Origin of the sequence: Sphaerimonospora sp. CA-214678 (assembly GCF_050942215.1) — a bacterium.
Taxonomy (GTDB): Bacteria; Actinomycetota; Actinomycetes; order Streptosporangiales; family Streptosporangiaceae; genus Sphaerimonospora.
Genome location: NZ_CP192056.1, coordinates 4,265,473 through 4,290,737, shown reverse-complemented (window position 1 = coordinate 4,290,737; position 25,265 = coordinate 4,265,473). Strand labels below are relative to the sequence as shown.

General features: G+C 68.9%; 23 protein-coding genes. 10 read left to right on the top strand and 13 right to left on the bottom strand.

Translation table 11 applies throughout. The annotated features are described in order from the left end of the window. The first annotated feature begins 44 nt into the window (after positions 1 to 44). Entirely contained in the window at positions 45 to 773 is a 729-nt protein-coding gene (locus ACQP1K_RS19270; RefSeq protein ID WP_433497097.1) for a LytR/AlgR family response regulator transcription factor, read from the top strand. Positions 774 to 1,096: 323 nt separating this feature from the next. Here the strand turns inward: ACQP1K_RS19270 and ACQP1K_RS19265 are convergent, their stop codons facing one another. Then, positions 1,097 to 1,930: a deoxyribonuclease IV gene (locus ACQP1K_RS19265; protein WP_433497096.1), complete on the bottom strand. Its 834-nt coding sequence runs from the start codon at positions 1,928 to 1,930 to the stop codon at positions 1,097 to 1,099. 109 nt (positions 1,931 to 2,039) lie between these two features. On the opposite strand from ACQP1K_RS19265, the gene ACQP1K_RS19260 reads away from it, so the two are divergent. The 8 genes from ACQP1K_RS19260 to alc all read left to right on the top strand — a co-directional run bounded on the left by ACQP1K_RS19260 (position 2,040) and on the right by alc (position 9,232). Beyond that, positions 2,040 to 2,651 (top strand): 2-oxo-4-hydroxy-4-carboxy-5-ureidoimidazoline decarboxylase, encoded by a 612-nt coding sequence (locus ACQP1K_RS19260; RefSeq protein ID WP_433497095.1) that lies wholly within the window; start codon positions 2,040 to 2,042, stop codon positions 2,649 to 2,651. Continuing rightward, on the top strand, positions 2,648 to 2,995 hold the full coding sequence (gene uraH, locus ACQP1K_RS19255; RefSeq protein ID WP_433497094.1) for a hydroxyisourate hydrolase: 348 nt from the start codon (positions 2,648 to 2,650) through the stop codon (positions 2,993 to 2,995). The genes ACQP1K_RS19260 and uraH overlap by 4 nt, the downstream gene beginning before the upstream one ends. Positions 2,996 to 2,997: 2 nt before the next feature. After that, positions 2,998 to 3,873: a factor-independent urate hydroxylase gene (gene pucL / locus ACQP1K_RS19250; protein WP_433497093.1), complete on the top strand. Its 876-nt coding sequence runs from the start codon at positions 2,998 to 3,000 to the stop codon at positions 3,871 to 3,873. A gap of 3 nt (positions 3,874 to 3,876) precedes the next feature. Continuing rightward, positions 3,877 to 4,755 carry an FAD binding domain-containing protein gene (locus ACQP1K_RS19245; RefSeq protein WP_433497092.1) on the top strand — a complete coding sequence of 293 codons (879 nt, stop codon included), beginning with the start codon at positions 3,877 to 3,879 and terminating at the stop codon, positions 4,753 to 4,755. Further along, the gene (locus tag ACQP1K_RS19240) at positions 4,752 to 5,255 is read left to right on the top strand and encodes a (2Fe-2S)-binding protein (protein ID WP_433497091.1); all 504 of its coding nucleotides are present in this window, start codon (positions 4,752 to 4,754) and stop codon (positions 5,253 to 5,255) included. Before ACQP1K_RS19245 ends, ACQP1K_RS19240 begins: the two co-directional genes overlap by 4 nt. A 98-nt stretch (positions 5,256 to 5,353) precedes the next feature. Beyond that, entirely contained in the window at positions 5,354 to 6,715 is a 1,362-nt protein-coding gene (locus tag ACQP1K_RS19235) for an 8-oxoguanine deaminase (protein WP_433497090.1), read from the top strand. Positions 6,716 to 6,935: 220 nt separating this feature from the next. Continuing rightward, complete coding sequence (gene allB / locus ACQP1K_RS19230; RefSeq protein WP_433497089.1) at positions 6,936 to 8,219, top strand: allantoinase AllB; 1,284 nt, start codon at positions 6,936 to 6,938, stop codon at positions 8,217 to 8,219. Positions 8,220 to 8,254: 35 nt separating this feature from the next. Next, positions 8,255 to 9,232: an allantoicase gene (gene alc / locus ACQP1K_RS19225; RefSeq protein ID WP_433497088.1), complete on the top strand. Its 978-nt coding sequence runs from the start codon at positions 8,255 to 8,257 to the stop codon at positions 9,230 to 9,232. A gap of 110 nt (positions 9,233 to 9,342) precedes the next feature. Here alc and ACQP1K_RS19220 read toward each other — a convergent pair whose 3' ends face one another. Further along, complete coding sequence (locus tag ACQP1K_RS19220) at positions 9,343 to 10,407, bottom strand: substrate-binding domain-containing protein (protein ID WP_433497087.1); 1,065 nt, start codon at positions 10,405 to 10,407, stop codon at positions 9,343 to 9,345. A 92-nt stretch (positions 10,408 to 10,499) separates the two neighbouring features. Between ACQP1K_RS19220 and ACQP1K_RS19215 the strand changes: the two genes are divergently transcribed. Then, complete coding sequence (locus ACQP1K_RS19215; protein ID WP_433497086.1) at positions 10,500 to 10,931, top strand: MarR family winged helix-turn-helix transcriptional regulator; 432 nt, start codon at positions 10,500 to 10,502, stop codon at positions 10,929 to 10,931. Between the two features lie 93 nt (positions 10,932 to 11,024). Here ACQP1K_RS19215 and ACQP1K_RS19210 read toward each other — a convergent pair whose 3' ends face one another. The 11 genes from ACQP1K_RS19210 to rpoB form a co-directional block, all read right to left on the bottom strand. Next, entirely contained in the window at positions 11,025 to 11,696 is a 672-nt protein-coding gene (locus ACQP1K_RS19210) for a hypothetical protein (RefSeq protein WP_433497085.1), read from the bottom strand. Next, entirely contained in the window at positions 11,680 to 13,170 is a 1,491-nt protein-coding gene (locus ACQP1K_RS19205; protein ID WP_433497084.1) for an ABC transporter ATP-binding protein, read from the bottom strand. The genes ACQP1K_RS19210 and ACQP1K_RS19205 overlap by 17 nt, the downstream gene beginning before the upstream one ends. Next, entirely contained in the window at positions 13,167 to 14,048 is an 882-nt protein-coding gene (locus ACQP1K_RS19200) for an ABC transporter permease (protein ID WP_433497083.1), read from the bottom strand. Before ACQP1K_RS19200 ends, ACQP1K_RS19205 begins: the two co-directional genes overlap by 4 nt. Further along, the gene (locus ACQP1K_RS19195; RefSeq protein WP_433497082.1) at positions 14,045 to 14,986 is read right to left on the bottom strand and encodes an ABC transporter permease; all 942 of its coding nucleotides are present in this window, start codon (positions 14,984 to 14,986) and stop codon (positions 14,045 to 14,047) included. Before ACQP1K_RS19195 ends, ACQP1K_RS19200 begins: the two co-directional genes overlap by 4 nt. Then, complete coding sequence (locus ACQP1K_RS19190; protein ID WP_433497081.1) at positions 14,983 to 16,569, bottom strand: ABC transporter substrate-binding protein; 1,587 nt, start codon at positions 16,567 to 16,569, stop codon at positions 14,983 to 14,985. Before ACQP1K_RS19190 ends, ACQP1K_RS19195 begins: the two co-directional genes overlap by 4 nt. A 549-nt stretch (positions 16,570 to 17,118) precedes the next feature. Beyond that, a complete protein-coding gene (locus tag ACQP1K_RS19185; protein WP_433497080.1) occupies positions 17,119 to 17,430 on the bottom strand; it encodes a nitrile hydratase accessory protein in 312 nt (103 codons plus the stop codon). After that, positions 17,427 to 18,038: a nitrile hydratase subunit alpha gene (gene nthA, locus ACQP1K_RS19180; RefSeq protein ID WP_433497079.1), complete on the bottom strand. Its 612-nt coding sequence runs from the start codon at positions 18,036 to 18,038 to the stop codon at positions 17,427 to 17,429. Before nthA ends, ACQP1K_RS19185 begins: the two co-directional genes overlap by 4 nt. 14 nt (positions 18,039 to 18,052) lie before the next feature. After that, positions 18,053 to 18,748, bottom strand: a complete 696-nt coding sequence (gene nthB / locus ACQP1K_RS19175; protein ID WP_433497078.1) for a nitrile hydratase subunit beta — start codon at positions 18,746 to 18,748, stop codon at positions 18,053 to 18,055. A gap of 71 nt (positions 18,749 to 18,819) precedes the next feature. Beyond that, positions 18,820 to 20,130 (bottom strand): acetamidase/formamidase family protein, encoded by a 1,311-nt coding sequence (locus ACQP1K_RS19170; RefSeq protein ID WP_433497077.1) that lies wholly within the window; start codon positions 20,128 to 20,130, stop codon positions 18,820 to 18,822. A 511-nt stretch (positions 20,131 to 20,641) separates the two neighbouring features. Beyond that, positions 20,642 to 21,175 (bottom strand): winged helix-turn-helix domain-containing protein, encoded by a 534-nt coding sequence (locus ACQP1K_RS19165; RefSeq protein ID WP_433497076.1) that lies wholly within the window; start codon positions 21,173 to 21,175, stop codon positions 20,642 to 20,644. 384 nt (positions 21,176 to 21,559) lie between these two features. Further along, positions 21,560 to 25,027, bottom strand: a complete 3,468-nt coding sequence (rpoB, locus tag ACQP1K_RS19160) for a DNA-directed RNA polymerase subunit beta (protein WP_433497075.1) — start codon at positions 25,025 to 25,027, stop codon at positions 21,560 to 21,562. Positions 25,028 to 25,265: the final 238 nt, after the last annotated feature.

Below are 25,265 nucleotides of genomic sequence, written 5' to 3'. Positions count from 1 at the left end.
GGTATCACTTGCGTAACCACTCGGTTACAGGCACGGTGGTGGACATGTTACGCGTCCTTGCGGTAGACGACGAGGTTCCCGCACTGTCCGAGCTCGCCTATCTCCTTCGGCGGGACGCCCGTGTGGAGCAGGTCAAGACGGCGTCCGACAGCGCGACGGCGCTCCATGACATGGTGCAGATGATCGCCGCGGGGGAGCGGCTCGACGGGGTCTTCCTGGACATCCGGATGCCCGGTCTCGACGGTCTCGATCTGGCCAGGCTCATCGGCGGCTTCCCCGCCCCGCCGCGGCTGGTCTTCGTGAGCGCGCACGACTGCGCGGTCCAGGCGTTCGAGCTGGAGGCCGTCGACTACCTGCTCAAGCCGGTGCGGCCCGAGCGGCTGGCCGAGGCCGTACGCCGGCTCGCCGCCGCGGTCGCGGCCGGCGACGGGGAGGCGGCGCCGGACGACGTCATCCCGGTGGAGCTGGGCGGGCGCACGAAGTTCGTGGCCCAGCAGGACGTGTGCTACGCCGAGGCGCAGGGCGACTACGTGCGCCTGCACACCGCCGACGCCAACTATCTGGTGCGGATGTCGCTGGCGGCGCTGGAGCGGCGGTGGGGCGGCGCGGGCTTCATCCGGGCGCACCGCAGCACGCTGGTGAACGCCAGGCACGTGATCGAGATGCGGTTCGACGCCGGACGGATGGTCCTCCAGGTGGGGGAGCAGGTGCTGCCGGTGAGCAGGCGGCACACCCGGCAGGTCCGGGAGCTGCTCGTCGGCCAGTTCCGCTGACGGCCGGGGCGAGGAGGGGTTCCAGACGCCGTTCGTCGCTCCGGACGCTCCGCTCGTCGCGATCGGCGGGGCCGCATGGCGCGAACTGGAGACCGCTCGTCCGAAGGGACTCCCGGCAGTCTCATTACTCCTCGTAGTCTTTCGAGCATTGCAAGACACGCCGGGTGGCCGACAAGGTGAGTGAGATCTGACCTCAAGGCCACAGGGGCCGGGCTCTACTCGGGGGGGAAGGGCCCGGCCCCGGCGTGGCGGAGAGTACGCGGACGCGATCCGGCCACACGGGGGCGCCGGATCGCGCCGCGACCCCGTCCGCCTGGCCCCGCTCAGCGGAGCTTTCTGAGCAGCTCGATGTCCTCCCGGTGCTTGTCCGCCTTGCCGGGCGTCTCGATGCAGACCGGCACGCCGGCGGCCACCGGATGACGCATCAGGTCGGCGAACGCCTGGGCGCCGATGTGACCGGCGCCGATGTTCTCGTGCCGGTCCCGCTTCGATCCGCAGGGGTCCTTGGAGTCGTTGGCGTGGATCAGCTTGAGCCGGCCGGGGGCGACATCGTGCAGCGCGTCCAGCGTGAGCCGTACGCCGCCGGGGGCGGCCAGATCGTGTCCCGCTGCGAACACGTGGCAGGTGTCCAGGCACACCCCAGCCCTGGGGTGGAAGTCCAGCGCCTCCAGGTAGGGCCCCAGATCCTGCACGGTCGCGCACAGCATCCGGCCCTGCCCGGCCATCGGCTCCAGCAGCAGATCGGGGCCGTCGTCGGGGATCTCGTCCAGCAGCGGCAGCAGGTGCTCGCGCACCTGGCGCATCGCGTCCTCGTACGACTGGCTGACGGCCGAGCCGGTGTGCACGACCACGCCCAGCGCGCCGATCGCCGCGGCACGGCGGAGGGTATGGCGGACGACCGCCACCGAGTTCTCCAGCGTGGCCTCGGTCGGCGAACCGAAGTTGACGAGGTAGTTGGCGTGCACGAACACCGGCATCCCGGACTCGCGCAGCCTGGCGTCCTCCGCGGGGTCGCCCGCGCTGAGCGCCCAGCCGCGCGGGTTGGTGACGAACACCTGGACCATCTCGGCGCCGATGTCGGCGGCGTAGCGCAGCCCGCCGGTGGCCAGGCCGCCGGCGACGAAGACGTGCCCGCCGATGAGAGTGGAAGGAGACATCGCGACCTCCGCGCTAATCACACCCCGATTGGTTTCCAGACAACTCTGCCTGGTCGCGGCGGGTCCTTTGGCACAACCTACAAACCGGTGGGGCAACGGAGGCGGAGGGTTGGAGTTCGCGCCGGTGGATCGGATGGCCGGCCCGCTGTGTACTTTCGGCATGCGAGAACTCGGCCGGGCGGACCTCCGCTCCTGCTGCGCCTGCGCCTGCTGGGTGTCGGCGGTCGCCGCGCGGCGGCCGTACCGGGACCTCGACGGGCTGCGCCGGGCGGGCGCGGCGGCGCTGGCCGCGCTGAGCTGGCCCGACGTGCTGGAGGCGCTGGCCGTGCATCCCCGCATCGGCGAGCGGCCAGCGGGCGACGGCCGGGAGGCCGCCTGGTCGCGCGCGGAACAGGCGAGCGTGGGTCAGGTGGGCACGGGTCAGGCGGGTGCGGGTCAGGGGGGCGCGGGTCGGCCCGGAGCGGATCGGGTGGACGCCGCCGATCGGGAGGGCGCCGATCGGGAGGTGCTCGACGCGCTGCGCGCGGGTAACGCCGCCTATGAGAGCCGGTTCGGCCACGTCTACCTGGTCAGCGCGACCGGGCGCGGCGCGCGGGAACTGCTCGGCCTGCTGCGGGCGCGGCTGGGCAACGACGCCGAAACCGAACGCGCCGTGGTCCGCGCGGAGCTGGGCAAGATCGTCGAGCTCAGGCTGGCCAAACTGTGGCAGGAGGCGCGATGAGCCTGTCCACCCACGTCCTGGACACCGCCGCGGGGCGGCCGGCGCAGGACGTGTTCGTACGGCTGTCGCGCCGCACGCCGCGCGGTTTCGTCCCGGTGGCCGAGGGCCGTACCGACGGAGACGGCCGGATCGGCACCTGGTCGCCGCTCGGCCGGGAATGGCTGGCCGGCGCCGATCCGCGCCCGGGGACCTACCGCCTCGTCTTCGACACCGGCGCCTATCTGGGGGAGGGCGCCTTCTTCCCGGAGGTGAGCGTCGTCTTCACGATCAGGGATGCGGGCGAGCACTGTCACATGCCGCTGCTGCTGAGCCCCTTCGCCTACTCGACCTACCGTGGGAGCTAACCGTGTCCAGCAGCTTATCGGTCGTCCTGGGAGCCAACAGATACGGCAAGGCGGAGACGAGGGTGGTGCGCATCACCCGGCACGGGGACGCGCACCGGGTGAAGGATCTCAACGTCAGCACGGCGCTGTCGGGAGACATGACCGAGGTCCACCTGAGCGGGGACAACTCGGCAGTGCTGCCCACGGACACGCAGAAGAACACGGTCTACGCGTTCGCCAAGCGGCACGGCGTCGAGGCGATCGAGGACTTCGCGCTGCTGCTGGCCCGGCACTTCGCGGGCGCCCATCGGGCGGTACGACACGCCCGCGTCGCGATTGAGGAGCACGACTGGGAGCGCATCGGCTCCGGCGGATACTCGTTCGTCAGGTCCGGGCGGGGGACCCGGACCTGTGTGGTGCACGTGGACGAGTCGGGGGAGTGGGTCGTCTCCGGGCTGCGGAACCTCGTCGTCATGAACACGACCGGCTCGGAGTTCCGGGGGTTCGCCAGGGACGAGTACACGACGCTGGCCGAGACCGGCGACCGCGTGCTCGCCACCGAGGTGGCGGCGTCGTGGCGGCATGCCGAACCACCGGCCGACTGGGACAAATCACACGAAACAGCCTGTCAGGCCCTGCTCACCGCCTTCGCCGGCACCTACAGCCGGTCGCTGCAGCAGACCCTCTACGCCATGGGCACGCGGGTGCTCGTCGACTGTCCCGAGATCTGCGAGGTGCGGCTCTCACTGCCGAACAAGCACCACTTCGCCGTGGACCTTTCGCCGTTCGGGCTGGACAACGAAGGGGAGATCTTCCTCGCGGCCGAAAGGCCGTACGGACTGATCGAGGGCACGGTGCTGCGCGAGGACGCCCCCGACCCCGGACCGGCCTGGGAGTAGCCCATGGACTTTCTGCGCGCCCGCACCTGGGCGGAGGCGCTGGAGCTGAAGGCGGAGCGGCCGGAGGCGACGCCGATCCAGGGCGGCACCGACGTGATGGTGGAGATCAACCTCGACAGGGGCCGCCCGGCCGCGCTGCTCGACCTCACTCCGGTCGGCGAGCTGACCGGCTGGTCGCGGGAGGGGGAGTGGATCCGTGTGGGCGCCGGGGTCACCTACGCCCGGCTGATCGACGAGCTGGGCGAGGTGCTGCCGGGCCTGGCCCAGGCGTCCCGCACCGTCGGCTCGCCGCAGATCCGGAACCGGGGCACGCTCGCCGGCAACCTCGGCGCCGCCTCCCCGGCCGGCGACGGCCACCCCCCGCTGCTGGCCTCCGGCGGGATCGTCGAGGCCGAGTCGGTGCGCGGGACGCGACTGATCCCGGTCGCCGAGTTCTACACCGGGGTGAAGCGCAACGCGCTCGCCCCCGACGAGCTGATCCGCGCGGTACGGGTGCCGGTCGCCGCCGGACCTCAGTATTTCTCCAAGATCGGCACCAGGAACGCCATGGTGATCGCGGTGTGCTCGTTCGCGATCGCGCTCGACGGCTCCGGCCGGCCGGGAGCCCGGCGAGTGGGGACCGGGATCGGGTCGGCGGCGCCGACACCGCTGCGGGCGGTCGCCGCCGAGGCGTTCCTGGCGGGCGAGCTCGACTGGACGGGCGGCTCGGCGCTGGACGGGGAGGTCGCCCGGCGCTTCGGGGAGCTGGTGGCGGCGGCCGCCGCGCCGATCGACGACGTACGAGGACGGGCGGCCTACCGGTCGCACGCCCTGGCCGTGATGGCCCGCCGCACGCTCGGCTGGGCCTGGCACGACTATCTGCGGGCGGGGGGCGCCAGATGAGGGTGAACGTCACGGTCAACGGCCGGCGGATGGCCGCCGACGACGTGTGGGAGGGCGAGAGCCTGCTCTACGTGCTGCGGGAACGGCTCGGCCTGCCGGGCGCCAAGAACGCGTGCGAACAGGGCGAGTGCGGGTCCTGCACGGTCTATCTGGACGGCACGCCGGTCTGCGCCTGCCTGGTCGCGGCGGGTCAGGCGGAGGGCCGCGAGGTGGTCACGGTCGAGGGCCTCGTCTCCGGGGACGACCCGGCCGGGGAAGGCGGACTGCACGAGGTGCAGCGCGCCTTCGTCGAGGCGGGAGCCGTACAGTGCGGCTTCTGCACGCCCGGGCTCGTCGTGCAGGCGCACGCGCTGATCGAGCGGGAGGCGGGGCGGGTGCCGGAGGACGCCGAGATCAGGGAGGCCCTGGCGGGCAATCTGTGCCGATGCACCGGATACGAGAAGATCATCGAAGCCGTCCGCCTCGCCGCGGCCCGGCGCGCCACCACCCCCTCCCCGTGATCTTGCGAATTCTCGCAGGCGTGCCCTCCGACCTGGCCGTCCACTATCCGTGATCTTGCAGAAACTCGCACCGATGCCGCCCTACCTGGGAGTTCTCCTTGGGTGATCTTGCAGTCCGCCGAGTCGTCATCGAGAACGCCTACATCACGCCCGTGGTAGGCGAGGAGATCCCCTGCGGCCACATCGTCGTCGAAGGCGACCGGATCGCCGCCGTCGGCCCCGGCCCCGCCGCGGCCGTACCCGAGGGGGCCGACCGCGTCGACGGCTCCGGCTGCCTGGCGACCCCCGGGCTCGTCAACACCCATCACCACCTCTACCAATGGGCCGCCCAGGGGGTGATGCCCGACGGGACGCTGTTCGAGTGGCTGATGGCGAGCTACCGGCTGTGGGCGAGGCTGGACGCCGAGGTGGTGTCGGGTGCGGCGACGGCGGGGCTGGCCTGGCTGGCCAAGTCGGGCTGCACCACCTCGACCGACCACCACTACGTCTTCCCCCGGGGGCGAGGCGACCTGTTCGAGGCGGAGATCGACGCGGCGCGACGGGTCGGGCTGCGGTTCCACCCGTGCCGGGGCTCAATGGACCGGGGAAGATCGCAGGGCGGCCTGCCCCCCGACGACGTGGTGGAGGATGCCGACGAGATCCTGCGGGCCACCGAGGAAGCGATCCAGAAATTTCACGATCCGTCCTTCGGGTCGATGCTGCGGGTCGGGGTCGCCCCGTGTTCGCCGTTCTCCGTGAGCGGCGATCTCATGATCCGCTCGGCCGAGCTCGCGCGCTCCCACGGCGTACGACTGCACACGCACATCGCCGAGACCGCCGACGAGGACGAGCACTGCCGGGAACAGTTCGGCATGCTCCCGGTCGAGTACCTCGACGGTCTCGGCTGGCTCGGCCCCGACGTCTGGCTGGCCCACTGCGTCCACCTCACCGACAAGGACGTCCGCCGCTTCGCCGAGACCGGCACCGGCGTGGCCCACTGCCCCTCGTCGAACGGCCGCCTCGGCGCCGGCATCGCCCGCGTGGCAGACCTGCTGCGCGCCGGCGCGCCGGTCGGCCTCGGCGTGGACGGCGCCGCCTCCAGCGAGATGACGCCGCTCGCCGGTGAGATCAGGATGGCCATGCTGATGCAGCGCGCGCGGTACGGCCCGAGCGCGCTGACCGCCCGCCGGGCGCTGGAGCTGGCCACCATCGGCGGGGCCGGGTGTCTCGGCCGTGCCGCCGAGATCGGCTCGCTCGAGGCGGGCAAGCTGGCCGATATCGCCCTGTGGCGGCTCGGCGGTTTCCACGCCGCCATAGACGACCCCGTGGTCGCCTTCGCGTACGGCCAGACGCCGCCGCTTGCCCGGCTCCTGGTCGGCGGCCGGACCGTGGTGGAGGACGGTGAGCTCCGTACGGTCTCCGACGCCGCGGCGGCCGAGGCGGGGGCTCGGGCACACCGCCGTCTCCTGGGGGCGGCGTGAAGGCCGACTCGGTTGAATGTCTGCCCGCTCCGGTGCGAGCGCAGCGGGTCTCCGTACACGCCCGTGCAAGATCACCAATGCTGTCGGGGCAGGTCAGGAGGCATGGGTGCGAGTTTCTGCAAGATCACGACCGGGGGAATGGCAGGTCAGGGGTGATCCCTGCGAGAAATCGCAAGATCACCACGGGGGTGAGTTGGATGCCGCCGGGTTCGATGTCGTGGTGAGATCGCGGCGGGTGGTGACGCCGGAGGGGGAGCGCGCGCTGGCGGTGGCCGTACGGGACGGGAAGATCGCCGCGCTGTACGCGTACGACGAGGTGCCGGCCGCGCGGCGGCTGGTGGACCTCGGCGACCTGGCGCTCCTGCCCGGCCTGGTGGACACCCACGTGCACGTCAACGAGCCCGGCCGGACCCACTGGGAGGGCTTCGACACGGCCACCCGGGCTGCGGCGGCCGGCGGGGTCACGACGATCGTCGACATGCCGCTCAACTCGCTGCCGCCCACGGTCAGCGTGGCCGCCCTGGAGACCAAGCGGCGGGCGGCGCGGGGGCGGTGCCACATCGACGTCGGCTTCTGGGGCGGCGCGATCCCCGGGAACCTGGCCGAGTTGCGACCGCTGCACGAGGCCGGGGCGTTCGGGGTCAAGTGCTTCCTGTCCCCGTCGGGGGTGGCGGAGTTCCCCGCGCTGGACCGGGCCGGGCTGGCGGACGCGCTGGCCGAGGTGGCCTCCTTCGACGGGCTGCTGATCGTCCACGCCGAGGATCCCGCGCTGCTCACCGACCCGGACGGCCCGAAATATGCAGATTTTTTGCGATCTCGACCGGGGGAGGCCGAGCGGCGGGCCGTCGAGCAGGTGATCGAGCTTGCCGCTGCGACCGGAGCCCGCGCCCACATCGTGCACGTGTCGGCCGCCGCCTGCCTGGAGCCGTTGCGCCGGGCCTGGGACGAGGGGGTGCGGATCACCGCCGAGACCTGTCCGCACTATCTGACGCTCGCCGCCGAGGAGGTCGCCGGGCCCGCGTACAAGTGCTGCCCCCCGATCAGGGCGGCGGCCAACCGCGACGCCCTGTGGGATGCGCTGGCCGAGGGCGTCCTCATCGGCGTCGTCTCCGATCACTCGCCGTCGCCGCCCGAGCTGAAGGCGGCGGACTTCGCCCACGCGTGGGGCGGCATCTCCTCGCTGCAGCTCGGCCTGCCCGCCGTGTGGACCGAGGCCCGTTCTCGTGGGCACGGCCTGCGTGAGATCGCGCGCTGGATGGCCGAGGGACCCGCCACGCTGGTCGGCCTGCCGTACAAGGGGGTGATCAGGGTCGGCGCCGACGCCGATCTCGTGGCCTTCGACCCCGGCGCCGAGTTCACCGTCGACGCGGCGGCCCTCCATCACCGCAACCCGTTCACGCCCTATCACGGCCGTACGCTCGCGGGCGTCGTCCGCACCACCTGGCTGCGCGGCGAGCCCGTCGATTTCCTTACCCCGCGCGGGCGATTCCTGGCCGGGTCATGAGCACGGTTTTGGGAGGTTCGCGGCACGGAGTCGGGGTGAGCCCGTTCACCCGGCTGCCCGATCTCGCCCTGCGGACGTACGGCGGGGCGGTCGTCGCGGCCAGTGACGAGTCGTTCGCCGAGCGGGAGGCCCTGATCAGGCCGGGGCGGCCCGAGTTCCGGCCGCACACGTTCGGACCGAAGGGGCAGGTCTACGACGGGTGGGAGACCCGGCGGCGGCGCGACCCCGGCCACGACTGGGCGATCGTACGGCTCGGCCTGCCCGGGATCGTCCGGGGCGTGGTCGTCGACACGGCCTGGTTCAAGGGCAACCACCCGCCGTACGCCTCGGTGGAGGCGTGCGCGGCCGAGGGACATCCGGCGGTGGACGAGCTGACCGGGTGGGTGGAGATCGTGCCGAAGAGCCCGCTGACCGGCGACGCCGTACACGAGTTCCCGGTCGCCGATCCGCGCCGCTTCACGCACGTGCGGCTGAACGTCTTCCCCGACGGCGGCGTCGCCCGGCTGCGGGTGCACGGCGAGGTGGTGCCCGACCGGGCGTTCCTGTACGGGCTCACCGTCGATCTCGCCGCCCTGGAGAACGGGGGGCGCGTCATCGCCTGCTCGGACGAGTTCTACTCGCCGCCGGGCAACGTCATAGCCCCGGGCCTGTCCCGGCACCAGGCCGAGGGATGGGAGACCGCCAGGCGGCGGGACGGCGGCAACGACTGGCTCATCGTGGCGCTGGCCGGCCCGGGTACGGTCGCCGTCGCCGAACTGGACACCGCGCACCTGATCTACAACGCACCTGGCGCGGCCTCGCTGCGCGGCATCGACGCGCGCGGGGTTGCGCTCGACGACGCCGGAGCCTGGTTCCCGCTGCTGCCCAGGACCCGGCTGCAGCCGGACACACGGCACCGATTCCGCCTGGACGACGAGCGTACGGTCACCCATGTGCGGCTCGACATCTATCCCGACGGCGGCCTCGCCCGCCTCCGCCTCCTCGGCGCCCTGACGCGGCCCCGGCGTCGATGACGACCTGGGCCGCGAGAGCCTTGTTCACGTGACCGGACGACATGCCGATCTGAGCAGGCGATCAGGCCGACGGCGGCGACCGGTACGATTTCGGTCACCGAGGATGACGCCTATGAGGTCATCGGCTCGAGCGCGTCGATGACGTCGAACTCGTAGCCGCCCGCCGCGGCCAGGTAGACCGTCTGGTGCGTGTGACCGCCAGAGATCGTCATCGTGCCGCGCGGCCCCTCGTAGCCGACGCCAGCGGAGTGCCGGACGATGTCGCTCAGATCGGCCGACCCGGCCCGGTCGCTCAACGCGGCCAGGGCCATGATGCCCTCATAGCATGACTCGGCCGCGTTGTTCAGGGGAGGGGCGCCGGGCCCGAAGCGCTCCACATAGGCCGACATGAGGTCGAGCGCGTCGGCGGTGGCGAGGGACTTGAAGTACCCGGCCGCGACGAAGAGGTTCTCGGTGGCGTCCACCCCGCTGGCCAGGAGCATGTTCTCCTCCATGAGCGGCGCGAAGCGCACCATGCGCTCGTGCAGGCCACGCCGGGCGAAGGCCCGGTTGAACTTCACCGCGTCGCTGCCGACCATGAGCATGAGGACTCCCTCGGCGCGGCCGGCCTCCAGCCGGGGGAGCGTGGCCGCGAAGCTCGGGGTGCCGTACCTGACGTAGATCTCCTCGACCAGGTCGAGCCCGAACGCCCGGCAGTACTGACGCACCACCCGGGCCGTGCGCCTCGGCCAGATGTAGTCGGAGCCGACGATCGCCCAGCGCCGCAGCCCCATGTTCCGCCGCAGCCAGTTCAGCGCGGGGCCCACCTGCAGCCCGGGGGTCTCCCCGGAGCAGAAGATGCCGCGGCGTGACTCGCCCCCCTCGTAGAGGGACGTGTAGACGTAGGGCACCCGGTCGGCGACGACGGAGGAGAGGTTCTCCCGGACGGTGGATATGTGCCACCCGGTGATCGCGTCGATCCGTCCGGCGTCGAGCAGTCCGGCTATGCGCCCGCGTAGCTCGGCGGGCCGGCCGCTCGCGTCGACGACCTCGATCGCGACCTCCCTGCCGAGGATGCCGCCGTTGTCGTTGAGATGGGCCGCGGCGAGATCGGCCACGGCCTCGCAGGAGGGCCCGAAGATGCCACCCGGCCCCCGCAGGGGAACGACCAGGCCGATTTGGTACCGCTTGGTCACGGCACCACCTCCGTGTGGCTGTTGAGACAATGAACATCTCCATCTGGAAGTATCACCATAGGAAGAGAAACCTTCAAGGGAGGTGGCCGCGGATGCGGACCGAACACGACGAGGCGACGCTTCGCGTCCTGCCGCTCACGCTCAACCGCGTCGCCGCGCGGCTCAACACCGAGACCGGGCGGGCGCTCACCGGGACCGGGCTCACGGTGGATCAGTGGCGGGTGCTGGACGTGCTGGCGGTGACGGAGGGGGTGGCGATGAGCGACATCGCCGCGGTGGCCGTCATCACGGGTCCTACGCTCACCCGGGCGGTGGACCGGCTGGTCGATCGGGCGCTGGTCTACCGCAACCTCGATCACGCCGACCGGCGCCGCGTGCTCGTACGGCTGAGCGAGCGCGGCGTGGAACTGCACCGCGAGGTCGCCCCGCTTGTCGCCGACGCCCTGGCCGCGTCCTTCCGGGGGTTGGACGCCGCGGAGACCGCACAGCTGCGCATGCTGCTCGACCGGCTCGCCGGCGGGTAGCGCTCGTGAGCGCGGTTGTCCGGAAAGTGTGCAGGTCATATAGAGCAATTGACCTATTTCCGTTGATCGGGATCTATATCTTTCTCTGTTTTCTCAGCCCCGCCGAGGCACCCGTCCGAGTTCCATGGCTTTGGCCGGGTCGACCGCCTGGTGCCATCGGCCGGCTGGGTTGTCGATCACCAGTGGTCCGAGGTTGCAGGGGCCGAGGCAGCCGATGGGACTGACCAGGGTCGTCGTGCCGCGGGTCGACTCGGACAAGACGCGGTGTGTCGCTCCCGCGCCGTAGGCGGTACAGCGAGGGCCGCGGCAGACCAGGAGATGACGGTTCGGGATCTGCATGACGGACCACGCCGGGCTGCGAAACCCGGAGGGGGATGTCGTGATCGCGGCGCCGTCGGACGCGCCCAGTCGCGCGATGAGTTCGGCGGTTCCAGGGACGGAGCTGAGCCCCGGTGCGATACGGATGTCGAGATCGCGGTTGCGGGTCTCGCGCCAGTTCGCGACAGCGCGCCCGATCCAGGCGGAGAGGTAGCGGTCGTCAGGGATCGCCAGCGGGATGATCAGCACCGCTTCGCATCCGCCGGCGAGCTCGTCGTCAAGCGCGGCGTGGACCGAGGGGTCGGCCTGGTCGAGGTACGCGATGCGGACCGGCTGGTCGGTGCGGTCGGTGACGGCGGCGGCCAGGGATCGCAGCGATCGGCCGTCGACGCCCGCAGGAGTTGGGCGGGCGACCAGCAGCAGTGTCCGTTCAGCTGGCTGCGGCATAGTAAAGCTGTCCTTCCTGAATCAGGCGACCGGCGGTCATGGTGACGATGCGGTCGGCGTAGCCGGCGAGACGCTGCTGGTCGTGGCTGACGACCAGCAGGGCGGTGCCGTCGTCGGCGACGGCGCGGAGCAGGGCGGTGATCTCGGCTGCGGCGACGACGTCGAGGCTGGCCGTCGGCTCGTCGGCGATCAGCAGGGCGGGGCGGGCTAGGAGTGCTCTTGCGATCGCGACGCGCTGGGCCTGTCCGACTGACAGGCTCGCGGGTGTGCGATCGACGTCGATTCCTGTGAGCCCGACGCGGGCGAGTGCCTGCCGGGCCAATTCACGGCGATGCGCGCGGGGATGGCGCTCACCGCGGGCGAGCAGGGGCTCGGTCAGCGTTCGCCACAGCGTCCAGCGCCGGTCGAGGCTGGCCACCGGATCCTGGAAGATCGGCATGACGAATCCGGGTCGCAGGGTGCGCCGTTGTGCCCAGGCATCCCGTCCGTTCAGGCTGACGATGCCGGCGTCGGGCCGCTCCATGCCGCCGATGATCCTGGCCAGGGTCGACTTGCCCGAGCCGGAGCGGCCGATCACCCCGACGACCTCGCCTGCGGTGAGAGTGACAGACACATTGTCGACAGCGGTCACGGCGTCAGGCCCCCGCCCGTAGCGTCGCGAGACGCCGCGAACCTCGGCGACCACCGGTTTCGTACTTGATCGTGCAGTGGACATGCTCCGTCGCGGTGACGGTTTCGCGGCCGCCACGAGCCGCCTGGTCTCCTCAGCGGCTGGAGCGTGCAGCAGGGCGGTGGCCGGGCCGCGCTGGACCACCCGCCCATCGGCCAGCACGAGTACGGACCCGGTGTGCCGGGCCACCAGGGCCAGATCATGGCTGATCAGCAGCATCGCGCCGCAGCGACGCCGCAGCAGCGCGAGCATGTCGTCGGCGAGCTCGGCGTCCAGGGCGCTGGTCGGCTCATCGGCGAGAGTGAGCACCGGGGCGTGCGCCGTTCCGGTAACGAGAGTGGCTCGCTGGAGCATGCCACCCGACCACTGGTGCGGGTGGTTTCTGATCCGCCGTGGCGCGTCATCGATTCCCACGGCGCCCAGCGCATCGGCGACTGCCCCGGCGGGTGGGGTACGGCCGTGCGCCGACCAGGCCTCGGCGACGTGATGTCTGACCGTACGTAACGGGTCGTAGGCTGCGAACGGGTCTTGCGGCACGTACCCGACGCGCGGTCCCCGCAGCTCCTGCAGCGCCCGCTCGGAGGCTCCAAGCACCTCCCGATCGCCGACGCGGATGCTGCCGGCGGTCTGAGTGCCCGGGGGCAGCAGCCCGAGGATTGCGCGGACCAGTGTCGTCTTACCGCTGCCGGATCGTCCGACCACGCCCCACCGCTCGCCGATGCCGACCCGCAGTGTGACGTCCTCGAGAGCGCGGTGCCCGTTGGGGTAGGTGACCGTGAGGCCTTCCACCATGAGTGGGATCATTTGGCTCTCCCCGGGTCGGTGACATCGCGCAGTGCGTCGCTGATCAGCGCGGCCGCTGCGACCGACAGAACCAGTCCCAGCCCTGGGCCGAGCAACTGCCAGGGGGCGTACGCGAAGGTTTCACGACCGGTGGCGAGCATGGTCCCCCACTCGGACGTGGGAGGCTGCGCACCGAGCCCGAGGAACGACAGCCCGCCCAGTGCGAGCACCGCCTCACCCAGCCCGAGAGTCGCCGCGACGACGACCTGGCTGGCCACATTGGGAACGACGTGCCCGGCTATGCTGCGTACCGAGCCGACGCCGGCCATGCGGGCGGCGAGAACGTCGGGTCGTCGCATGCTGCCCCTGGCGACGCTGCGGGCCAGTCGGGCCAGCCCCGCCCAACTGGTCGCGGACATGGCCAGCACCAGGTTCCAGAACCCCGGTCCGAGCACCCCGACCACGGCCAGGGTCAATACCAGCGATGGCAGACCGAGCAGCACATCCGTCGCTCGGGTGAGCACGGTGTCGACGACGCCACCGATCGCGCCCGCGAGCGTACCGACCAGCAACCCGACCACGCCCGCGATCGTCATCACGAGCAGGGCCGCCCCCAGCGAGGTCCGCGCCCCCGCCAGGGTGCGCGCCAGCAGGTCGCGACCGGCATGGTCGGTGCCCAACCAGTGCGCGGAACTCGGGGGCGCGAGTTTGGTGGCGTAGTCGGGCACATCGGGGTCGACGGTCAGCAACGGACCCAGGAAGGCGGCGAGTGCGAGCACCGCGGCCAGTGTCAGCCCGACCCGCGCGGCTGGGCGGCGCAGCAACGCCGGCCACACCGACCGAACGGCGGGCGGCGGTGCGGGGACCTCCGGTCGCAGCAGGATGCCTACCGCGCTCATGCCGCCGCCCGATCGGCGCGCAGCCGCGGGTCGAGCACCGCGCACGCCAGGTCGATGACGAGGCTGGCGACCACATATACGACGACCGCGACCAGAGTGAATCCAATGACGACGGGCATGTCCCTGGCGTCGATCGCCTCGATGGTGTAGCGGCCGATCCCCGGCCAGGTGAACACGCTTTCGACGATCGGGGCCCCGCCGATCAGTGCCGCCGCTCCCAGCCCGATCAGGGTCAGGAAGGGAGGGGCGGCGTTGGGCAGCTGATGCACCCACAGAAGTCGTCGGCGGCTTGCCCCGCGCGCCGCGCAGACCTGCAGGTAGGGCGCCGACCCCGCCTCGAGCAGGCTGGTGCGCAGCACTCGCGACCAGTTCGCGGCGGGGGCGAGTGCGAGGGTGAGGGCGGGCAGGAACACCGTTCCCCAGCTCCCATCGGCGATCACACGCCCGAGTCCCGCGCGCACCACGAGCACGTCGAGCACGATGACCCCGAACACGAAGCTGGGCACCGCCAGCATCCCCAGTGCGACTGCGCGGAACACGGTGTCGGGCCAGCGCCCTGGGGCCGCGGCGGCGATGGTGCCCAGCAGGAGCGCCAGCACCACCGCCAGCGCCATCGCCACCCCGGCCAGCCGTAACGTCGCGGGCAGCCGGGTGACGAACTCGTCGGCCACCGGCCGCCCGGTCCGCCAGGACACGCCGAGATCACCGGTGACCACGCCGCTCACCCAGCCGCCGAACCTGACCAAGATGGGGTCGTTCAATCGCAGCTCATCCGAAACGGCCGCGACCGCCGCCGGGGTGGGTTCGGTTATGCCACGGGCCGCGAGCACACGGTGCGCGGGGTCCCCGGGGGTGACCGTAAGCATGCCGAACACGATCAGGCTTGCGCCGAGAAGTGTTACGAGTGCCTGTCCGATCCGCCGCGGGATGACCGTCATTGAGCGGCCTCGTCGTCAGGTCCCGCCGAGGGTGCGGTCCTCGCGTCGACCCAGAGGTTGGAGACGGGTACCTGATATCCCCGCCAGCCGGCGTTGGCGACCACGGCGGGCAACCGGATGCCGACGTAGCCCAGGTGGCCGTTGTCGGCGATGTGCCGCTGGATCTGCCTCAGCAGCTCGTCGCGGCGTTCGGTGTCGAGTTCGACGGAGAGCCGGTCGATGAGCGCGTCCAGGTGCGGATCGGACACGCCCATGTGGTTCCGCGGCCCCTTGGTGCGCAGGTAGTTGGCCAGCGGTGTGATGTAGTCGCCGCCGAACGAGATGAAACCGTTGCCGGAGATCGCGGCGTTCCAGCCGGTGGCCTGCTCAAGGGTGGCGTTGATGTCGGGGACCTGCTGGATCTCGACGTCGATACCGACCTTGGTCAGTTGTGCCTGGATCGCCAGCGCGAGCACGTCGGAGTCGGGCTGCTGAGGATAGGTGGTGATCACGAACCGCAGCGGGGCTCCGCCGCGGGTGCGCGGCCCCTCGCCCTGACGGGTCCAGCCCGCCTGGTCGAGCAGAGCCTCGGCTGCCGCGATGTCCGTGATCTGGGTCTTCTCCGCCCAGGGACGGTTGTCCGTGTAGAGGCCGATCGCCGGGGCGTACAGGCCGTTCATCACCTCGTTCGCCAGCTCCTCGTAGTCGATGCCCGCGTATACCGCGCGCCGGACCAGCGGGTCGTCGAACGGAGGCTCATGCTGGTTGAGCTGCAGCATGAACGTCGGGCCTGTCGGCTCTCCGGTGACGAAGAAGGAGTCGGTGCGGCCTTCGAGAGTGGTCGCGCTGGCCGTCGGCGGATAAAGCGCGAGATCGGCCTCCCCGGCCTGCACGGCCTGGATGCGCGCCGACGCCTCGGGGACGAACCGGACCGTCAGCTTCGCCAGGGCGGGGATGCCGTCCCAGTAGTCCGAACGCGGTGACAGCCGCATCGACTCGGCGTCCAGGCTGTCCACCGTGTACGGCCCGGTGTAGAGCCCGGCGGTGGTCAGCCGGCTCGCGGGCGCGCCGGAGTCGAGGTGGCGCTTGTAGGCGGCCACGTCGTAGACCGGAACCATTCCTTCGTCCGCGAGCAGCGCCGGCACGTTGGGAGCGGGCCGCGAGGTGGTGAGGGTGACTTCGAGCGGGCCCGTCGCCTTGGCCTTCGCATTCGGCAGAGCGGCGGCGAAGCTGGGGTTCTCGGCGAGCTGATAGGTCAGCAGTGCGGCCAGCGCGGCACCGTCCAGTGGCGCGCCGTTCTGGAACGTGATCCCCTCGCTGAGTCGCAGCACCCAGGTCGACGGCCCGGAGTTGGTCAGCTCGGACAGCACCCATGGTGTCGGCTCGCCGCCGTGGGTGGGTCGCATGAGCAGTTCGACGTAACCGAACTCCGGACCCCAGAAACCGTTCTCCAGCGGGTCGAGATTCTCGATCGCGAAGCTGGTGGCGATGGTCAGCGTCGGCGGTCCCGCAAGGGTTGAGTCTCTACCTTCGGTCGTGCCACATCCGGCCAGTAGCAGGGCGAGCAGGGCGGTCAGCGTGACCCATACCCTGCCCCAACTCAAACGACGCGTGCGGGACAGTGAACTCAACGGGTGTCGCCTCCTGTTCTGGTGCGTGAGAGTGTCGAGTCGTAGCCGATGTACCGGCCGATGGGTGGTGCCCCGGAAAGTCTTGGCTCCTGCGGCCATTCCAGACGGACGGTTGGCGGTGGTTCCTCGTCGAGCGGGTGGCGAAGCCTGATCACTGTGACGAAGGGTGCGCCGGAACCGCATCGGCTTCTCGGCCGCCCTGACACGACGACATCGATAGGTTCGGGTTCTTCAGCGGAGGGTTCGGCGTCGAGTCGTATCGATCGGCGCCTCGGCGGCTTCTCCTGGAGTGATTCGATGATGCGGTGCGGACGTACCCGAGCGCATCTCTGGGATCACCGCGATGATGCTCATGCTGCTCCGTCAGGCACACGACCGCATCAACTGATCATCACCGTGATGATGATCCGAGCAGGGGAAGCGAATTCACCTGCTCCGCGAGAACGCCGGCCGGTTGTCTCTCCGAATCGAGTTGGCCGGCGATCCATGCCCTGGCCTGGATCGCCGGCCAACGGATATATGCTAGTGAGGCTGTTGTAGTGCGGCCATGCGATCCAGAATCTCCTGTTCCGGAAGGATTCCGGCGTCGATCACACTGGCTTCGAGTGCCTTCGCCCAGCTTTCGTAGTAGGCCTCACATCCGCCAGAGTCGGCGATCGCCTTGATAAGCCTCTGCCGGAAGTGTTCCCAGTTATACGTTCCCTGGTTGGACAGGGCGACGGCGACCCCGAATGCCGTCGCCTCCCAGGGCTCGGTGAATACCAGCTCGCCGTTCTGCCGCGGGGGCGCACCCTGCCCGGACATCGGGGGGAGGGAGATCTCCTGAGCCGTCATGCCGCGACCTCCCGAGGCGTCAGCGCCTTCTTGACGCCGATCATCGCATCACGTGTGACCAGCGTGATCAGCTGCTCCTCGGTCCAGCCCTCGGTGCCGGCGGGACGCTCGGGGATGACGATGTATCGAATCTCCGAGCTGCTGTCCCACACTCGGACGTCGACGTCGTCGGGGATGTCGAGGTCGAAGTCCCGCCTCAGGACGCCGCGTGGATCCGCGACGACCCGCGAGCGGTATTCCATGCTCTTGTACCAGGCCGGGGGCAGGCCCAGTACCGGCCACGGATAGCATGAGCACAGGGTGCAGACCACCACGTGATGGGTCTTGCTGTCGTTGAACACCGCGGTGATCTGGTGAGCCTGCTCGCCCGCGTATCCGAGTGAAGCCATGGCGGCCGTCGCGTCACGGGCCACCCAGTCCCGGTAAGCGGAATCGACCCAGGTCCGTGCGACCACCTTCGCGCCGTTCAGCGGGCCGAGGTCGCTCTCGTAATACTGGACGATGCGGTCGACCGCGTCCGGGTTCACGATTCCGCGCTCATAGAGCAGGGTCTCGATTGCCTTCGTCCGTGCTTCGTACTCGCTATAGTGACTAAGATGCTCGGTCATTATTCACTTCCCTTTCATGCAGCCGCGGAGGTCAGGTAGGGCTCCCACAGGTCGACGTAGATGGTGTCCCTTGGATTTCCGTCGTCACCCCACAGCTCTGTGGCCGAGAACGCGACCGTATAGAGCGGCTTCGGGTCAGCGCCCAGGCCGGCTGAACTGCTTTCGGGATAGATCTGCGGCCCGTGCGACATGGCGATCTCGCCGACTCGGTTGCGGACGTACTTCGGGCACCGAGTGTGTCCGCTCGGGTTCATGTTCTTCACCAGTACCCGGTCGCCCTCCTGGTACGAGGGCTCGGGGCCCGGCAGTACGAGTGATCGCGGCTCGTGCATCTCCTCGATCGCTCTATCGATCTCGGCAGGATCGAATGTCTTGCTCGGCTTCCGGTCCCTGTACAGGCCCGCCTGAATCTCCTCCAGACGGTGGAGCCGCTCCTGCTCCGTGATGATCCTCTCGGAGACGAGCAGTCGCTCTGCCGCACTCAGCCAGTGCGTGTAGTACGAATTACGGATCTCGTTCACGTAATTCTCGTTGCCCATCATCTCGCGGAAGAAGCGGGACTTGTCCCACCAGGAGATTCCTTTTAGATGCATCCAGGTCAGGATCGAGAGTACGCGACCTTCCCACTCATAGTGGAAGACGGGCTCGTCCTGCTGATACTGGACGGGGCCGTACCCGTCCATTCCGCCGGTGTCGTGGATGCCATCCATCACTGCTCCTATCTCGAGCGTCGGTTATCTCTTGTGAAGCGCCGTCCGGTGAATTTCGTACTGCACCGGTCTTATTCACCGGAGCGGGGCAGGATGTCCTGATCGAAGATGTCGAGTGGGATGCTCAGGGTCACTGCCGCATTGGGGATGTCGACGATTCCCCCGACGTGCATCTCGCAGGGTGCGACGCTGATGATCGTGTAAGCCTGCTCGGGTGTGTAGCCGAACTTGGTGAGGTAGTCGATACCCTGTTCGACCGCGTCGACCGCCGCCATCGTTGTGTCGAGGTAGCGCTGTTCGTTCGCGCGGGCGCTGTAGCCGACGAAGCTGATGTACCGGTCACCGAAGTTCGGGTCGACGGGGGAGGGGCGGAAAGCCGGATTACGGATGCCGTACTTCGTCGCGCCGCCCTTGATCAGGTCGAACTTCAGCCACGCGGCGCCGTCCATTTCGATGGCGTTCCAGGTGATCTCACCGTCGCCCTCGGCGAAGTGCAGGTCACCGCAGGAGAGCAGCGCGCCCTCCACGAAGACGGGGAAGTAGATCTTGGAGCCGCGGGAGAGGTTTTTGATGTCCATGTTCCCGCCGTTCTCGCGCGGCGGGATGGTGCGGGCGGCGGTGGCCGCGACCCGCCGCCACTCCTCCCCCTCCAGGGTTCGCAGTACGGCCGTCTCGGTGGCGTCGGCGCGCGGCCCTGCCTGGCCGCCGGCGATCAGCGGATCCTCACGGCGGTTCCACTGCTCCAGCAGTTCATGCGAGGGGGCGACGCCGATGACACCGGGGTGGCTGATCGCGGGAATGCGTACGCCGGGGACCTGCCGGGACGTCGCATAGATCCCATGCAGGTCCCATACCGTCTTGAAGCCCTGAGGGAACCGGTCCGCGAGCGGCCCACCCATGCCGGGGAGCACATTCGAGTACCCGATGCCGCTCAGCGGCTGGATATCCATCAGCTCCACCACGAGCAGGTCGCCGGGTTCGGCGCCTCGTACGCGTACCGGGCCTGTGATAGGGTGGGTGCGCGTGAGGTCGATGGTGTGGATATCCTCGTCATCGTCTTGATCTTGGAGCTGGTAGTCGTCGTAACCAGGGCTCTCCAGGATCACCTCGTCGCCGGGATCGCATTCGAACAACGGGGGAATGTCTGGGTGCCAACGGTTGTGGCCGATTTCTTTTTGATCGGCGAGCGGGACGCCGACTTCGCAGCTGAACCTCGGGACTCCGAGATCGCGATTAGGAAAGCGTGAAACGCCGGACTTGGTGAAGTTGGTGTTTCCGCCGGCCATGTTTCCTCCATGAAGTACCGCGCCTGCTGCTATTAAGGCAGCCTTCATCCCAACGAGACCGAACTGTGGAGCGGTCCCGTGTTCGTCGGGTTCCATGTATTTGGGGCTTGTGGGGCGTATTAGGGGCTTGTGGGACGAAGCATTGCATCCAGCCGAAATTACGTCAAGCTTTCATCTGGAATTAATTAGTGTTGTCGGGTACGCTCGGGTTGTTCCGGCAGGGCCTTGGCGCGGAAGGCGGGGTACGCTCGATCTCCTGTGATCCACGCTTTACGGCGTGGGAATCCGTGAAGGTCGGCGGCGCGATCGATCGCCTGGGATGTGGCGTTCGGTACTGACTGGGGGCACCCCTCGGCGAGGTTTCGGTCAGGGGATCAGGCGGGGTCGAAAGATGTGCGCCGGCCAACGTGCTCGGCGACGCACGACCTCACCCCTGGCGCCAGGTGAACGTTCAGATCGTCATGACCTGGCAGGATTGAAGCGCTGAGCTGGGCACGCGTGGTGAGAGCCGGATCCCGGCACCCGTCCGGAAAAAGATTTTCGACCGGCCATGCGGTCTCACCAGGTGGTGCGGGCGGTAGTCGATCGGCCGAAGGCTTCGTTGGATCTACGGCAGCTCAGGACGTCGATGTTCATCCAGCCTCTCCCGTCGCTGTCGCCTGCCCGCCTGCGGCCACGTCTCCTTCTTCCACACCTCGATCGCGGCCTCGTCCCGCTTGATCGCCTGTTGCACGGGACGTTGGCATGACCAGCCGTTGCGCTGCAACAGGGTCCACACCCCCGGCACGGTGTAGCTGATGAGGAATATCCGTTCGATCAGTATCTTGATCCGTGTCAACGTCCAGCGCTGGTCGGCGAACCCGTGTGCCAGCGGTCCGCGCTCCAGCTCGACCTCCAGTTGGGCGAACTGGGCGGGAGTCAGCTTGGGTCGCGCGGGTGGGCCTTTGGACACCAGAGCCCCTTCGCCGCCTTCCCTCCAGGCGCGCCGCCAGCGTTCCACCGACCGCTCCGTCACCCGCAGGATGCGAGCGATTTGGGCATTCTTCTCGTTTCGGGCGAACATCTCGGCTGCCTGCAGCCGTACCCGTTGTCGTCGCTGCTGTTCCTGGGGGGTGAACCCGCCGCCTTGGGCGTATCGCATGCCCCGATCATGTGCGCCATGCAGACGTCCGTCAACCACCCGACAACGGGATTGAAAACCTGTCCACTCACGATGGCTTCGGCGGGACCCCGAGGGACGGCTGTCCCCTTCCGGGCCCGCTGGGAGGACGCACCGGCGTTTCGGATGGGATGGCTGATACCGCGTTGTCAGATCGTGGTGGCGGTCGCCGGCGGCATGTGGGGCATCGGCCCGGCCGGATCACCGGTGACGTCTGGAGCACGTGGGGGACCTCGCAGGAGGTCAGATCGCCCCGGCTCAGCCTCGGGAGCCAGGCCGATCAGGCTTCACCACGCGTGCCGGCCCGCGCCGGAGGCCATGTTCCTCCGGCGCGAGCCGGCACCCGTCGATCGCGCGTTGGGGTCGTCAGACCTCTTCGACGCTGCTCGGCTCACGCCGGGACAGGTCGATACCGAGTTCCTCGGCAGCGCGGAAGACGTCCTCGTCGGTGTCCCTCATCTCGATCGACATACCGTCGCTGGACAGGACCTCGACGTTGAGACACAACGACTGCATCTCCTTGATAAGGACCTTGAAGGACTCGGGAATACCCGCCTCGGGAATGTTCTCGCCCTTGACGATCGCCTCATAGACCTTCACCCGGCCCACGACATCATCCGACTTGATCGTCAGCAGCTCCTGCAACGCATACGCCGCACCATAGGCCTCAAGAGCCCACACCTCCATCTCACCGAACCGCTGACCACCGAACTGCGCCTTCCCCCCCAGCGGCTGCTGAGTGATCATCGAGTACGGACCCGTCGACCGCGCATGAATCTTGTCATCGACCAGATGCAGCAGCTTCAGAATGTAGATGTACCCCACCGAGATCGGATGCGGGAACGGCTCACCCGACCGCCCATCGAACAACCGCGCCTTCCCATGGTCCCCGACCAGACGATCCCCGTCCCGATCCACCAGCGTATGCCGCAGCAGACCGACGATCTCATGCTCCTCGGCACCATCGAACACCGGCGTGGCCACATTCGTGTCCGGCTCGACCCGCGCGATCCCCTTCTCCCGCAACCGCTCGGCCCAGGCCTCCTCCACCCCGCTGACATCCCACCCCTGCGAAGCGATCCAGCCCAGATGCGTCTCCAGCACCTGACCCACGTTCATCCGCCCGGGCACCCCCAGCGGATTCAAAATGATGTCCACCGGCGTACCGTCCTCCAGGAACGGCATGTCCTCCACCGGCAGAATCTTCGAGATCACACCCTTGTTCCCGTGCCGGCCCGCGAGCTTGTCCCCATCGGTGATCTTCCGCTTCTGCGCCACATAGACACGGACCAGCTCATTCACCCCCGGAGGCAGCTCGTCCCCCTCCTCACGGGAGAACACCCGCACCCCGATGACCTTGCCCGACTCCCCATGCGGCACCTTCAGCGACGTGTCACGCACCTCACGCGCCTTCTCCCCGAAGATCGCCCGCAGCAGCCGCTCCTCCGGCGTCAGCTCCGTCTCCCCCTTCGGAGTGACCTTGCCGACCAGGATGTCCCCCGTCACCACCTCCGCACCGATCCGGATGATGCCACGCTCATCCAGATCCGACAGGACCTCCTCCGACACGTTGGGAATGTCGCGGGTGATCTCCTCCGGACCCAGCTTGGTGTCGCGCGCGTCGACCTCGTGCTCCTCGATGTGGATCGAGGACAGCACATCGTCTTGCACCAGACGCTGCGACAGGATGATCGCGTCCTCGTAGTTGTGGCCCTCCCACGGCATGAACGCCACCAGCAGGTTCTTGCCCAGCGCCATCTCACCGTTGTCGGTGCACGGCCCGTCGGCGACGACCTGCCCGGCCTCGACCCGGTCCCCCTCGGCCACGATCGGCTTCTGGTTGAAACACGTGCCCTGGTTGGACCGCTTGAACTTGGCGACCCGGTAGGTGGTCCGCGTGCCGTCGTCGTTCATGACCGTGATGTAGTCGGCCGAGACCTCCTCCACCACGCCCGCCTTCTCCGCGGTGATGACGTCCCCGGCATCGGTCGCGGCGCGGTACTCCATCCCGGTCCCGACCAGCGGGGCCTGGCTCTTCAGCAGCGGCACCGACTGGCGCTGCATGTTGGAGCCCATCAGCGCGCGGTTGGCGTCGTCATGCTCCAGGAACGGGATCATCGCGGTCGCCACCGACACCATCTGCCGCGGCGAGACGTCCATGTAGTCCACCTCGGACGGATGCACCGCCTCGAACTCCCCGCCCTTACGCCGGGCCAGCACCCGCGACCCCGCGAAGCTCCCATCCGGGTTGAGCGGCGTGTTGGCCTGCGCCATGACGAAGCGATCTTCTTCGTCGGCTGTGAGGTAGTCGATCCGGTCGCTGACCTTGCCGTCGACGACCCGGCGGTACGGCGTCTCGACGAAACCGAAGGAGTTGAGCCGGGCGAAGGTGGCCAGTGAACCGATCAGGCCGATGTTCGGGCCTTCCGGCGTCTCGATCGGGCACATCCGGCCGTAGTGCGACGGGTGCACGTCGCGGACCTCGAAGCCGGCGCGCTCACGGGACAGACCACCCGGGCCCAGCGCGTTCAGCCGCCGCTTGTGCGTCAGGCCGGCCAGCGGGTTGGTCTGGTCCAGGAACTGCGACAGCTGCGACGTGCCGAAGAACTCTCTGATCGACGCGGTGACCGGGCGGACGTTGATCAGCGTCTGCGGCGTTATCGCCTCGACGTCCTGGGTGGTCATGCGCTCGCGCACGACCCGCTCCATCCGGGCCAGGCCCAGCCGGACCTGGTTCTGGATGAGCTCGCCCACGCTGCGCAGACGCCGGTTGCCGAAGTGGTCGATGTCGTCGGTCTCGACGACGACCTCACGGCCGTCGACACCCGGCATCGTCTCCTCGCCGGCGTGCAACCGTACGAGGTACTCGACCGTGGCGACGATGTCCTCTTCTGTGAGGGTGCCGACCGTGATGTCGGTGTCCAGTCCCAGCTTCTTGTTGACCTTGTAGCGGCCGACCTTCGCCAGGTCGTAACGCTTGGGGTTGAAGTACAGGTTCTGCAGCAGGGTCTGCGCCGACTCCTTGGTCGGCGGCTCACCCGGACGCAGCTTGCGGTAGATGTCCAGCAGCGCGTCCTCTTCGCCGGACGTATGGTCCTTCTCCAGCGTGGCGCGCATCGACTCGTACTGACCGAAACGCTCCAGAATCCGGTCGTTCGTCCAGCCGAGCGCCTTGAGCAGCACCGTCACCGGCTGCTTACGCTTGCGGTCGACGCGCACACCGACGCTGTCACGCTTGTCGATCTCGAATTCCAGCCAGGCGCCTCGGGTGGGGATGATCCGGCAGCCGAACAGGTCCTTGTCGGAGGTCTTGTCGACCGTGCGGTCGAAGTAGACGCCGGAGGACCGGACGAGTTGCGAGGTCACGACACGCTCGGTGCCGTTGATGATGAACGTGCCCTTGGAGGTCATGAGCGGGAAGTCGCCCATGAACACCGTCTGGCTCTTGATCTCACCGGTCTCGTTGTTGATGAACTCCGCCGTGACGAAGAGCGGGGCGGAGTAGGTCATGTCCTTGTCCTTGCACTCCTCGATGGAGTACTTGGGCGGCTCGAACCGGTGGTCGCGGAACGACAGGGACATGTTCCCGGAGAAGTCCTCGATGGGACTGATCTCCTCGAAGATCTCTTCGAGCCCTGATTGGAGGGGAACGTCCTTGCGCCCGGCCTGGCGAGCCGCCTCGACCCGGGCCTTCCATTTCTCGTTGCCGATCAGCCAGTCGAACGACTCGGTCTGCAGAGCGAGAAGATCGGGAACCTCGAGGGGCTCCTTGATGCGTGCGAAGGAGACGCGATTGGAAGCGAATACGGCGGAGGCGTTGCGCGAGGCTGCCAACGGATGTCCTTCCGGAAGGTGCGGACGGAATCGAACTGCGCGCATACCAAACGGCCCGGAGGGATCCGGGCTGTCAGAAGGTAGTGCGAGACAGCAGCATAGCGCGAATTATAAACGAATGACCACTCGTACCAGTAGTGTCAACCTCGCTGCCGCCTTCAGTGTGACACGGCTGGTTTGGACTCGTCAACTCTTCCCGCCGCGATCCGCTCGGGGGATCAGGGGGCCGGCCGTCGCC